At 39.1% G+C, this 13,662-nt stretch carries 8 protein-coding genes; 4 read left to right on the forward strand and 4 right to left on the reverse strand.

Annotated elements, in window-relative coordinates; genetic code table 11:
* Window positions 1–363 precede the first annotated feature (363 nt).
* From HWV58_RS23670 to HWV58_RS23685, 4 genes are all read right to left on the reverse strand, one after another.
* Complete coding sequence (locus tag HWV58_RS23670) at window positions 364–2,553, reverse strand: bifunctional alpha,alpha-trehalose-phosphate synthase (UDP-forming)/trehalose-phosphatase (RefSeq protein ID WP_175636483.1); 2,190 nt, start codon at window positions 2,551–2,553, stop codon at window positions 364–366.
* 149 nt (window positions 2,554–2,702) lie between these two features.
* Window positions 2,703–4,061 (reverse strand): sensor histidine kinase, encoded by a 1,359-nt coding sequence (locus tag HWV58_RS23675; RefSeq protein ID WP_175636484.1) that lies wholly within the window; start codon window positions 4,059–4,061, stop codon window positions 2,703–2,705.
* Window positions 4,062–4,255: 194 nt separating this feature from the next.
* The gene (locus tag HWV58_RS23680; protein ID WP_175636485.1) at window positions 4,256–5,626 is read right to left on the reverse strand and encodes a sigma-54-dependent transcriptional regulator; all 1,371 of its coding nucleotides are present in this window, start codon (window positions 5,624–5,626) and stop codon (window positions 4,256–4,258) included.
* A gap of 115 nt (window positions 5,627–5,741) precedes the next feature.
* Entirely contained in the window at window positions 5,742–6,143 is a 402-nt protein-coding gene (locus HWV58_RS23685) for an endonuclease domain-containing protein (RefSeq protein ID WP_175636486.1), read from the reverse strand.
* A gap of 287 nt (window positions 6,144–6,430) precedes the next feature.
* Here HWV58_RS23685 and HWV58_RS23690 point away from each other — a divergent pair, with 287 nt between their 5' ends.
* The 4 genes from HWV58_RS23690 (at window position 6,431) to HWV58_RS23705 (ending at window position 13,604) form a co-directional block, all read left to right on the forward strand.
* Entirely contained in the window at window positions 6,431–7,675 is a 1,245-nt protein-coding gene (locus tag HWV58_RS23690) for an efflux RND transporter periplasmic adaptor subunit (RefSeq protein WP_175636487.1), read from the forward strand.
* Between the two features lie 146 nt (window positions 7,676–7,821).
* A complete protein-coding gene (locus tag HWV58_RS23695; RefSeq protein ID WP_124559586.1) occupies window positions 7,822–8,520 on the forward strand; it encodes an ABC transporter ATP-binding protein in 699 nt (232 codons plus the stop codon).
* 284 nt (window positions 8,521–8,804) lie between these two features.
* Entirely contained in the window at window positions 8,805–11,174 is a 2,370-nt protein-coding gene (locus HWV58_RS23700) for an ABC transporter permease (protein WP_175636488.1), read from the forward strand.
* 69 nt (window positions 11,175–11,243) lie between these two features.
* On the forward strand, window positions 11,244–13,604 hold the full coding sequence (locus HWV58_RS23705; RefSeq protein ID WP_175636489.1) for an ABC transporter permease: 2,361 nt from the start codon (window positions 11,244–11,246) through the stop codon (window positions 13,602–13,604).
* Window positions 13,605–13,662 lie beyond the last annotated feature (58 nt).

The raw sequence follows: 13,662 nt of genomic DNA on the forward strand, positions 1-13,662 counted from the left end.
ATAAAACAGCAAAAAGACGAATCTCAATGGAACTAGATGACATGGTTACCATTCAGATAGTTATCGCCTGTGGGGGTAATCCAGATCTGGTCTTTAGAGGGCCGTAAGGTTTCGAACACTCCTAATTACAAATCCCGACCAACCATGATAATGTGGTATTCCCTTTGTGATCGTCATTCCCAGCTTGACTGGGAATCTTAATGCCTTAGCTAAACATTTATTTGCTTTAAGATTCCCGTTTACACGGGGATGACGTGTTTGTGTTACTGGATCAGATCATTTTAACTTTTTCTGATAAAAAAACGGAGGATTGAATATAAAAAAAGGACGGGATTACAAATCCCGACCAAAGTCTAACCAGGATTAACCTCGCTCCACAAATTCTTCCCGAACCAAACTCCACAATAATTTCCTTACTTCTTTATAATCATTGAGGTAATATTTGGCTTCTGATATGTTATTGCCAACTTTAATCGTAAAAGCATCATCAGGTAGTGCTTTAAAAATATCTTCGTCGGTATGATCATCGCCCAGGGCAAGTATAAAATCCGGATGTTTATCGTAAAGCCAGTTCAAGGCAGCTTTTCCTTTGTTTACTTCCATGTTTTTAAACTCGATAACCTTGTTGCCCGGCATCAGCTGCAAACCTTTGTCGGCTGCCAGAATTCTTAAATGGCTTACAATTTCGTTAGCCCGTAATTCGCCCAGGCCTTCTTCCGCTTTGCGGTAGTGCCAAACCAGCGAATAGCTTTTTTCTTCGATAAAAGAACCTGGTGTTCTATCCGTGTAGGTTTCTAAAATGGCTTTCATTTCCTGTTTCCACTGATCGGTTAAGAGTGGCAGGCAATTCCATTTTTCGCCCTGTGTTTTTTGCCAGGCACCATGTTCGGCAATCATATCCACCTTTAAATGGCCGAACCATTTTTCAAGTGTTTCGTTTCTTCTTCCGCTGATGATAACCACCTTATTGGCTTCATCATTGGTTAGTTTTTTTATCAGTTCATACAGTTCTTCATCTGGTGATGCATCATCAATATTGCCGGTAAAATCAACCAGGGTTCCGTCGTAATCCAGAAATAAAACCCGGTTATTGCTTTGCTGGTAATGACTGGTAATATTTTCGTTGATCAGGTTTACTGCATGTTTGGTTAATAAGGATTGTTGCGAATCTTTCACTTCGTTTAGTCTTAAAATAAAATTATTGACCCAATGTTTAACATTAAATTTTTCTACAATGCTGCGCATGGCTTTCATGCGGATTTGTTGTTCTTCGAGCGGCATTTTAAGGGCCAGAACAATGGCTTCCATAATATCGCCTACGTTGTTGGGGTTTACAATTATTGCATCGGTTAATTCTTTCGAGGCTCCGGCCATTTCGCTCAAAATCAGCACCCCATTGTTGTTTTGCCTGCTGGCCACATATTCTTTGCTTACGAGGTTCATGCCATCACGCATGGGCGTAACCAGACATATATCGGCTGCTGCATACAGGGCCGATAGCACTTCTATAGGGAAAGAACGGTAGAAATAATTAACCGGAATCCAGTTAATAGAACGGTAACGGGCGTTCAGGTTACCCACAAACTGGTCTATTTGCTCCTTTAAATCGCGGTATTGTGGAACGGTATCCCGCGAGGGAACTACCACCATATACAATTCTATTTTTCCAATGTATTCGGGGTGCAGTTGCAACAAGAGATCGAGTGCTTTTAAACGCTCCAAAATTCCCTTGCTGTAGTCGAGCCGATCAATAGAAAGGATCAGTTTTAAATCTTCTTTGCCCTTACGGAAGTACTCCATTTCTTTTTGTACTTCGTCGCGGGCGGTTAGCCCCGAAAATTTTTCGAAATCAATTCCCATCGGAAATGCCTCTACTACAATATGCCTTTCGTTGCTGTTTAAAACGTTTGCTGATGAGTTTACCGGGAGCAGCCGGGTTACGGTGCTTAAAAAATGGCGAACATCATCATACGTATGGAAACCAATTAAATCGGCACCGAGCATTCCATTTAAAAGCTCATCCCGCCAGGGAATCAGCCTGAAAATTTCGTAGGATGGGAACGGGATATGCTGAAAAAAACCAATGGTTGATTGTGGAAGCTGCTCACGCAATATGCCCGGTAATAGTAATAATTGGTAATCCTGTATCCATATTTTATCTTTTTTATGAAGTACTTTTAATGCAGCGGTAGCAAATTTCTGGTTAACTGACTGGTAGCAATCCCAATAACTTTGTTCGTAGTGGGCGTAGGTAACCAGGTAGTGGAAAACCGGCCATAAAACTTCGTTCGAAAAACCCTCATAATATAGATTAATTTCGTCCTGAGTTAAAAAAACGGGGTAGAGGTTAAGTTTGGCGAGTTTGTCGGTTACTTCTTGTTGCCGTTCTTCCGGAACATCAATTCCGGGCCAGCCAATCCAGATAGAATTGCCCGATTTATACACATCGCCAAGGCCGGTAGCTAAGCCGCCTTCGCTTGGAATAAAAGTGTAATGGCCATTTTCTTCAATAATTTTAACGGGTAGTCTGTTCGATATTATAACTGTCTTCATGCTTGTAATTAATGTATCTACATAATAGAAGCAATGAATACCGTTTTTGTTTTGAATTTTTAATTACAAAACATTCAAATGATTAAAGGAAGATGGAAATCTCTCATGTTTTAAGGAAAATCAAGGCATTATATCAGACGGTTTGCCCATTAAATATAATTGAATACCAGCGAAAAAGTGGTTAGTTTATCTGGTTCCGAAACAACTTCGATGCTACCCCGATGCATTTTCATAATGTTGCGGCTAATGGTAAGGCCAATGCCCGAACCATTTTTTCGTGTAGTATAAAACGGCACAAATATTTTCTCGAGGTTTGCTGCTTCAATTCCTTTTCCGTTATCGCTCACATCAATATACAGTTTTGTATGCTCTAAACGGTAACTCACTGTAATGTGCGGGTTTTCCTTTTCCTCAACCGAATAAATGCTGTTTGTGATCAGGTTAATCAGTACCTGTTCAATCAATTTTAAATCTAACTGTACAGTAATTTTTGAAGAGGTTTGTTCTACATCTAAAATTACATTTTTTACCCTTGCGAAAGGCTGCATCAGTACTTTTATATGCTTCAGGATTTCGCCGATGGTATGCGATTCGAGATTTGGAGTGGGTAGTTCGGCAATTAAACGATAATCTTTTACAAAATCGAGCAAACCGGCCGAGCGTCTTTTGATGGTTTGCAAGGCCGTCTTCAGATCTTCCATTTCAGATAAATCGAGGTTTTCCTTATCGCTTACCATGCTGTTAATCGTATCGGATAAAGAACTGATTGGGGTAATGGAATTGAGGATTTCGTGCGAAATAACACCGATTAGGCGGTTCCATGCCTCAGTTTCCTTCTGCTCAATTTCGTCCTTTATATTTTGGAAACTGATAATGGTATAATTTTTTCCGTATAGATTTAGCGGAATAACCTCTGTAGAAAGCTGAATGAGCTTATCCTGTATTTTTAACTCTAAAAACCTTTTTCCACCTTGGGTAATCTCCTCTATCTCCTGCGCGAAAGCGGGGAGGTGCTGTTTTAGCCTGTGCCAGTATTTGTACGCTGGTATGCTTAACAGATTGGAGGCTGCTTGGTTAAAAAAGGCAATTTCCTCGTTTTCTGCATCCTTTTCGGTATTGTTAATCACAATTACACCAACCGGTACCTGTTCCAGAATGGTTTTAATCAGTTGGAACATGGCTTCCTGCTCGAGCCTGATTTGTTTATGTACCTGCAAAATTTCGCCAAAAGACTCGTACAGTTCAGGGAAACTGCCTTTTGTGGCTTTATTTTTAAAGTTTAAAGTATGATCGCGCGTTTTTACCGCCAATATAAACCGTTTAATATCCGAGCGGATTTCGTTGATGTAGTAATAAAGGGAAATAATTGATCCGAACAGCAAAAATGCCACACCAACAATAGTAAACCAAAGCTGGGTGTTATTGATGAGGTAATACAGCAGATAGCCCAGCAGATTGATAACCAGCAGGCGGAATATTAAACGAAAAGTAAAGCGTTTGTAGAACATATTTTAAAGGTAAGAGACTAAAGTTTAAAGACCAAAGCCGAAAGACCGAGATAAAATAATGCTTTAGTCTTTAAGCTTTCAACCCAGATCGCATTAAAGCTTAAAAGGGAAGGACTAAAGCTTTAAGCTCTGGTTTTTAAGCTTTCAACTTAGATTCCATTAAAGCTTCATGCCCTGGTCTTTCTGCTTTCAGCTCAAATTCCAAATTTCTCAATTCTCCTGTACAATGCAGCCCGTGTTAAACCCAGTTCGGCGGCAGCTTTTGATATATTGCCTTTATGCTTGTCGATGGCTTTCTGTACCATCATTTTTTCCATATCTTCCAAAGCCATTTCATCTGGCAAGGTATTGTTTTGGGCAAAACGCTGCGGACTTAACTGCAAATCTGCTTCCGAAATTTCGGTGCCATCGCTCATAATTACTGCCCGTTCTAAAACATGCTGTAACTCGCGCACATTGCCAGGCCATTTATAATGGAGCAGCACTTCCTGGGCTTTAGCGCTTAAATTACGGATTTCTTTATGGTATTTAGCACTGAAAACCTGCATAAAATGATTGGCAAGCAGTAAAATGTCGCTTCCGCGTTTGCGTAAAGGTGGTAGCAGTAACTCCACAGTATTAATTCTGAACAATAAATCCTGCCTGAAGGTATTTTTAGCCACCATCTCATCAAGGGGCATGTTGGTTGCCGTAATCAACCGCACATTTACTTTGCGTTCTTTGCTTTCGCCTAAACGGGTAACGGTTCTGTTTTGTAAAACACTCAATAACTTAGCCTGAAGTGGCAGGGTTAAATTGCCAATCTCATCTAAAAAAATAGTACCGCCGTCGGCCAGTTCAAAGCGGCCGGGCTTGTCCTCACGTGCATCGGTAAATGCCCCTTTGGCATAACCAAAAAGCTCACTTTCAAATAAATTCTCATTAAGCGAACCCAGATCAACATGCATAAATACCTGATTTTTCCGCTGCGAGTTTCCATGTATTTCGTAAGCAAAAACCTGTTTTCCGGTGCCATTTTCGCCTAAAATAAGCACATTGGCATCGGTAGGGGCTACTTTTACCAGTGTATTTTGCAATTGCCTGATGCCTTCAGCCTGACCAACAATGTTATCAAAACCGCGGGTCATATCTTTTTGCAGAGAAGAATGTATTTTTTCGAGTTTCTTTACCTTCTGGGTCGACTCCCTTAGTTTGGATGCAGCAGAAAGGGTGGCAAAGAGCTTTTCGTTTTCCCAGGGCTTCAGGATAAAATCGGTGGCTCCGTTTTTAATGGCCTTTACAGCAAGCTCAACATTACCAAAAGCAGTCATTAAAATGACCACATAATCTTTATCAATCGATAAAATATGCTCCAGCCAATACAAACCCTCGCGACCATCGCTGGCACCTTTCTGGTAGTTCATATCCAAAAGGATAATGTCGACTTCGTTTTTACTCAGTAAAACATTGATCTCTTTTGGCGATTTACAGGTAATTACCTGTTTAATCTGTTGCTTTAAAAATAAACGCGCACTCAATAGAATGTCGTCATCGTCATCGATAATTAAAACTGTAGCGTCTAACATAGCCTCTCCCTATTAAAGTTGGTATATATTTATTCTTTTCTACTATCCCTCTCCTCGAGGAGAGGGAATTGGCATTTTGTGGTTTGAACCCACCGTTTTTGTTGGGCGCGATTTTTTATTTATTTTCTTTAACCTTCTTTTCAGGCAAAAGGTAATTTTTAATAATATTTATCACTTCATCCAGGTTATTGCTTACATCTTCATTTGTAAAACGAACTACGGTTATTCCAATCTCCATAAGTGCATCAGTACGGTTTTGATCATACTCTCGATTTTCGGGATTATTGTGTATCGCTCCGTCAATTTCAATGATTAATTTAGCCTCATGGCAGTAAAAATCTGCAATATACTGATGTATCGGATGCTGCCTTCTAAATTTAAAATTCAGGATTTTTCTATTCCTCAAACACTGCCACATCAACTCTTCAGCCTCCGTTTGGTTTCTCCGTAATGCTTTCGAGAACTCAAAAAGCTTCGAACTGGCACCATGAAATAGGTTGTCCTTATATTCCTTCATACCTGATAGATTAATGTTAACCTATTAAATATAATAGTTTTAGGCTATTTATCTCTTCAAAAATCTGCGCGCTGTTTTTTGCACCTGCCCCCCTCTCCTCGAGGAGAGGGGATGAAGGGGTGAGGCAAAAGTAACTAAACTGTCCGTTCGCGCACATAAACTGTCCGATAATGAACAGGTTAAAACAATAAAAACTATTAAGTATTTGATTGTTAGTGTTTTAATTGTGTTTTTTGTTTTTGGCACAAGCTTGGTTATTAGAGAAACCAAACAGTACAACCGAACACATGGACAAGAAAATAGAGAAGAAAAGATTTAGCAGAAAAACCTTATTGATGATAGGAGGAGCCATTGCTTTCGTAGCAATTGTAATTTATGGCTACACCTTATCGCTAAAGAAAGTATACAGTGCCGATGCCGATAAATTAACCATCAGCAAAGTAGAATTTGGCGATTTTGAAGATGTTGTTTTGTTAAATGCGAGTGTAGTTCCATTAACCTCGGTAATTGTAAGTTCATCAGAGGGTGGTACCGTAGCCGAAATTTTTACCGAGAATGGTGCTTCGGTAGTAAAAGGAACACCATTATTACGGATTTCTAATTCGAATGCCATGTTAAGTTACACTTCGAGTCAAACAGCAGCTACCGAGCAGATTAACCAATTGCGTAAATCGCGTCTGGATTTAGAACAGAACCAGCGGGTGTTGAATCAGGATTTACTGGATGTGGAAAATAACCTGCGTACAGCGGCAAGACAGTTTCGATTGGATAGTAACCTGTTCAGTAAAAAAGTAATTACGCTGCAGGAATTTAACAAATCGAGTCAGGATTACGAATATTATCAGGGCAAGCGTAAAATTGTGCGACAAGCTATCGCCCAGGAAAACCAGAGCAGGAAAATGCAGCTGGCACAAATCGACCAATCGATGGGGCAGATGAACGAGAGTTTGGAAATGATCCGTAAAAACATCGAAAATATGACGATCAAGGCACCGGTTTCAGGTAAATTATCTTCTTACGATCCCGTAATTGGTAAATCTTACAATTCGAACGAAATGATTGGAAAGATTGATGTATTGCAAGGCTACAAATTGCAGGCAGGTGTTGATGAATACTATATCAACCGGGTAAAAGAGGGGCAAACTGCTACCTGCGAATTTAATGGTAAAACCTATAACTTAACGGTAAGTAAGGTAATACCAGAAGTTACTGCCGGGCAGTTTCAGGTAGAAATGGTGTTTAAAACTGCTGCTCCTGATGGTTTACGCAGGGGTTTATCGCTGCAAACCAAACTAACCTTATCTGATAACAGCAAATCGCTGCTTTTGGCTCAGGGCCAGTTCTTTCAAAGTACAGGCGGATCGTGGGTGTTTGTGGTGAAAAACGGCAAAGCAATTAAGAAAAATGTAAAAATCGGTCGTAAAAATTACCTCTATTATGAAATATTAGATGGTTTACAGAAAGGTGATGAGGTAATTACTTCTTCTTATGATCAGTTTACACAATACGATCAGGTAGAGATTAGTAAGTAAAGCAAGCACACTACGATAAGCGTTTGGCGGAAGTTTTAAAATTAAATAAACAAAATAAAAAATATAATCAAGCCTTGCTACTTAGTTCTTGCTACTAAATGCTAGCTACTAACCCTGCAATACTTGATACTCAATATTCAAAAGCTATGATTAAAATAGAAAAACTGGAAAAAGTTTACAAAACAGAAGAAGTAGAAACCACGGCACTTAACGGGATCGATCTTCACGTAAAAGAAGGCGAGTTTGTATCCATTATGGGTCCATCGGGTTGTGGTAAGTCTACCCTCCTGAATGTAATGGGGTTATTGGATAAGCCTGAAAGCGGAAGTTACAAGTTTATCGATACCGAGCTTTTAACCCTTAACGACAGAGAACGTTCCAATTTCCGTAAAAGAAATATGGGTTTCGTTTTCCAGAATTTTAATCTGATTGATGAATTGACTGTTTTCGAAAATATCGAACTGCCTTTGATTTATAATAAAGTTCCGGCGACCGAGCGGAAGAAACTGGTTAACGAAATTATTGAGCGTATGAATATTGTAAACCGTAGCGGGCACTTTCCACAACAGCTCTCAGGTGGGCAACAGCAGCGTGTGGCGGTAGCAAGGGCTTTGGTAACCAAACCTAAACTGGTTTTGGCCGATGAGCCGACAGGAAACCTGGATAGCTCGCACGGTAATGAGGTAATGGAGTTGCTTTGCGAGTTAAACGAAACCGGAACCACTATTGTGATGGTAACGCACTCGAGCCACGATGCCAGTTTTTCTAACCGGATCATTAACCTGAAAGATGGCCATGTAATTTCGGAAAAGATAAATAAAAGCCGCAACGAAGAGCTCATATAGGAAGGAAGGCTGAAGATTTTAAGGTGGAAGGTCAAGTTATATCAACCTGTAAGACTCCACCTCAATGCTTTCAGCCGCTTAAAAAAGATTTTAGTTTAGTTTAATGAAAGCCACCCAACAATCTTCCCGGATGGGGAGATTGGGGACAGGCAAAAGAGCTGAAAGCTTAAAGACCAAAACAATAAGCTGCAATCTTGATACTAAATACGAATAAACAAATTGGCAGTTTTCAGTTGGCAATTTAACAATTAACCAGTTTAACAATTTATACAGTTAACCATACGATGTTCAAATTAAACCTCAAAATAGCCTTACGCAACCTTTGGAAAAACAAGGGATTCTCGCTGATTAATGTCGGAGGATTGGCCATTGGTTTGGCTAGTTGTATGATTTTGCTTTTATACGTGGCTTATGAGTGGGGCTATGATAAGCAGTTTAAAAATAACGATAAAACCTATGTAGTGTACCAAAGTGTAGTGGCGAACGGTAAAACTTTTAGCTGGTCATGGACACCTAATGCAATGGCTGCCGATATCCAGGAAAAATTTCCCGGGGTAAAGTATGCTTCACATTCAACATACCCGCGCCTAAACTTACTCACTGTTGGAGATAAAAAAATAAGCAGTAAAGTGGTATTTGCAGATCAGAATTTTCTTAAAATACTGGATTACACTTTTATTAAAGGTAACGCAACAGCGGTTTTGAAAAATGTAAACAGCATCATCTTAACCAAATCGATGGCGCAAAAATTATTTGGTAACGAGGATCCTTTAAATAAAACGGTAAAATTCGAAAATCAGGATGTTTTAAAAGTTGAGGCCGTAATAGATGATACACCAGCCAATAGCAGTATCCATCTTGAATGTATAATGCCATGGGATTTATTTGTAAAAAGAGAAACCTGGGCAAAACAAGACAATTGGGGTAATAACATGTGCCTTACGCTTGTTCAATTAAAAGATAATAATGCATTTGCAAAAGCGAACGCAGATATAAAAGAAATTTATAAAAGACACGACAAAGAAATTGCTGCCGTAGCTTTACTTCATCCATTAACCAAATGGCATTTGTATGGCGATTTTGAAAACGGAAAATCAGTAGGCGGAAAAATAGATCAGCTGAAGATATTTTTACTGCTTGCCTTTTGTATTCTGTTAATTGCCTGCGTAAACTTCATGAATTTATCAACAGCGCGGTCAGAGCGGAGGGCCAAAGAGGTAGGCGTGCGTAAAGCAATCGGATCATCGCGTAAATCGTTAATTAGCCAGTTTTTTTTAGAATCCATTCTTATCACATTTATTTCTACCGCTTTAGCATTTATTCTGATTGAAGTTAGTTTGCCATATTTTAATAATTTATTGAGTATCAAATTATCCATCGATTATTACAATGTTTCCTTTTGGCTAACCTTATTCGGGTTGATGATTTTTACAGGTTTTGTTGCGGGTAGTTATCCGGCACTCTACTTATCATCTTTCGAACCGGTTAAAGTGCTTAAAGGTTTAAGGTTGAAAACAGATTCATCCGTTTCGGTAAGGAAAATTTTGGTAGTAGGGCAATTTGTTTTTGCCTCATGCCTAATTGTTTGTACTTCTGTGATTTATCAACAACTTAACTATGTTAGAAACAAACCTATTGGTTACGATCAAACCAATTTGGTTCAGATTGCAATTGACGGGAAACTACGCGATCAGAATAAGCTGGAAGTGCTTAAAACTCAAATGATCAAATCTGGCGCAGCCACAAACGTAACTTTCTTTAATTCTGACTTTACAGAGGGCGGAAACAATACAACGAATATTGAATGGGAAGGTAAAAACCCAAAAGAGCTGATTTCATTTAACCATAGAGGAATAGGCTATGATTTTACTAAAACAATTGGTACAGAAATAATCAGTGGAAGAGAATTTTCTGCAAAATTTCCAAACGATACGAGCAGCATTATGCTTAACGAAGCTGCTGTTAAAATGATGAATTTGAAAAATCCAATTGGTGCCATTATCACATTTTGGGGTACCAGGTTAACCAATGTTGGTGTAGTAAAAGATTTTGTTGTAGAAAGTGCTTATCAGAAAGTGGCACCTATGATTTTCTATTTAAACACTAAGGATAATGCTACCATGATTATCGCAAGGTTAAATCCGAACCAAAATATAAGTTCTTCATTGGGCCAAATTGAGGCACTGGTTAAGGAAATGGAACCTAATTATCCGGTCAACCTTAAATTTGTAAACGAATCTTTTGAAGTGAAATTTCAGGATGAAAAACTTTTGGGTACGCTTTCCAACTGGTTTGGTGGTTTTGCAATATTCATTTCCTGCTTAGGATTACTTGGTCTCGCACTCTTTATGGCCGAGCAGCGCAAAAAAGAAATCAGCATCCGCAAGGTGTTGGGTGCCAGTACAACCAATATCCTCACTTTGCTGAATAAAGATTTTATTAAACTGGTAGCCATTGCCAATATCATTGCATTTCCGCTGGCTTATATCATTATCAATAAATGGCTTTCCGCTTATGAGTACAGAATTAATGTTTCTGCTTTGCCTTTTATTGCTGCCATTTCCTTGTCGGTGCTGATTGCCATTTTAACGGTAAGTATTCAATCGGTAAAAGTAGCCAAGGCTAACCCGGTTGATGCTTTAAAATACGAGTAACCAATTTGCAGTTTTCAGTTGGCAATTTAACAATTAACCAGTTTAACAATTAATACAGTTAACCCTACAATGTTCAAATTAAACTTAAAAATCGCGTTGCGCAATCTTTGGAGGAACAAAGGTTTCACACTGATTAACCTGGGCGGATTAGCCATTGGTTTGGCAAGTTGTATGATTTTGCTATTGTATGTAGCCTACGAATATGGTTACGATAAACAATTTACCGATTACAACAAAACCTATGTGTTGTACAATAATCAGAAAACAGCTACAGAAACCTTCAGTTTTATGGCTTTCCCCGGGAAGTTGAAAGATGAAATCAGCGAGAAAGTACCTGGTGTTGCGCAGGTTAGTCGCCTGTCTTATCCAGAAGAAACGCTCTTGTCATACAATCAGAACAACTTTAAAAAGAGTGCCGTTTTTGGCGATCCCGGTTTTCTAGAGATGTTCGATTATAAGGTTTTAAAAGGAAATAAAAATACCCTTTTACAAAGTACTGATGGTGTGATTTTATCAGAAACCCTGGCTAAAAATCTTTTTGGTAACGAAGATCCCCTTAACAAAATAGTAAAGCTTGATAATAAAGAGAATTTAAGGGTAGAAGGAGTTATAGCTGATCGCCCTAAAAATTCGACGCTAGGGATTGATTACATCATGTCGTGGAAACTGTACGATAAGCTAAATCCATGGACCCAAGCCAGTGGCTGGGGTAATAACTATTGTATGATGTTTGTTCAACTGCAGGATAATGCAACTTTTGACAGGGTTAACAATCAGCTAAAAGGCATGATTAAGGCACATGATCAGGAGGCTACAGGAGAGCCCTTTATGCACCCGCTTTCCAAATGGCACCTGTACGATAAATTTGAGAACGGCAAAAATGTGGGTGGAAGAATAGATCAGTTGCGGATATTTTTCCTTTTAGCCTTTTGCATCCTCCTTATTGCATGCGTTAATTTTATGAACCTTTCTACAGCCAAATCCGAAAAAAGAGCACGCGAAGTTGGGGTACGAAAAGCCATCGGTTCATCACGTAATAACCTCGTAGGTCAGTTCATGTTCGAATCCGTTTTGCTTACCACGCTGAGTATGCTGGTCGCTTTTGTATTGATCGAAGTTAGTTTGCCTTATTTCAACAACCTGTTAGGCATCACGCTAGGGATCGATTACAGTGATTATAAATTCTGGTCAGTATTTTTAGGTTTAACCTTGCTAACCGCCATCATAGCTGGAAGCTATCCTGCATTTTACCTTTCCTCTTTCGATCCGGTTAAAGTGCTCAAGGGATTTAAACTTTCTGGCGGTTCATCTTTATCGATCCGTAAATTTCTGGTGGTTTTCCAGTTTGTGTTTGCGGCCTGTTTAATCGTTTGTACCGCCGTAATTTATCAGCAGTTAAACTATATCAAAAATAAACCAATAGGATATAACCGGACAAATTTGGTGCAAATTCCTACAGAAGGTGAGTTTGCAAAGCCCGAAAAACGTAAAATATTACAAGATGAATTAATGAAATCAGGTGCCATAACTGCTTTTACAGAGTATAGCCAATCTCTAACTGCCGGTGGCAACAATACCTACGGCATAAGCTGGCCTGGTAAAAATGTTAAAGACAAAGTGCTGGTAAATTTTAGGTTTACCAATCTCGATCTGACCAAAACAACGGGAATGGAAATTTTGCAGGGAAGGGATTTTTCAAAAGAGTTTGTCGATACTGCCAATGTACTGGTAAATGAGGCATTGGTTAAAGTAATGGGAATGAAAAATCCTGTTGGTAAAATGATTAGCTGGGACCAGCCGATCAGGATTATCGGAGTATTGAAAGATTATGTAATGGAATCGCCTTATCAGAAAGCTGCGCCATTGCTTATTGCGCAGAACCCTGGTCGCGCTACCACCATCATTATGCGCTTAAACGATAAAAATAACATTACTACATCGGTTAATCAGATTAGCGAAGCCATTAAAAGATTAAACCCAACTTACCCAACAGAAATAAAATTTGTGGATGATAATTTTGAACAAAAATTCAGAAATGAAAAGTTGTTGGGTACGCTTTCTAATTGGTTTGGTGGTTTTGCAATATTCATTTCTTGCTTAGGGTTACTTGGTCTTGCACTCTTTATGGCCGAGCAGCGCAAAAAAGAAATCAGCATCCGCAAGGTGTTGGGCGCAAGTACAACCAATATCCTCACTTTACTGAATAAAGATTTTATTAAACTGGTGGCCATTGCCAATATCATTGCATTTCCACTGGCTTATATCATTATCAATAAATGGCTTTCCGCTTATGAGTACAGAATTAATGTTTCTGCCATGCCTTTTATTGCGGCCATTACCTTGTCGGTGCTGATTGCCATTTTAACGGTAAGTATCCAGTCGGTAAAAGTAGCCAAGGCTAACCCGGTTGATGCTTTGAAATACGAGTAAACCAATTTGCAGTTTTCAGTTGGCAATTTAACAATTAACCAGTTTAACAATTAATACA

Origin of the sequence: Pedobacter ghigonis, assembly GCF_903166585.1 — a bacterium.
GTDB classification, from domain to species: Bacteria; Bacteroidota; Bacteroidia; order Sphingobacteriales; family Sphingobacteriaceae; genus Pedobacter; species Pedobacter ghigonis.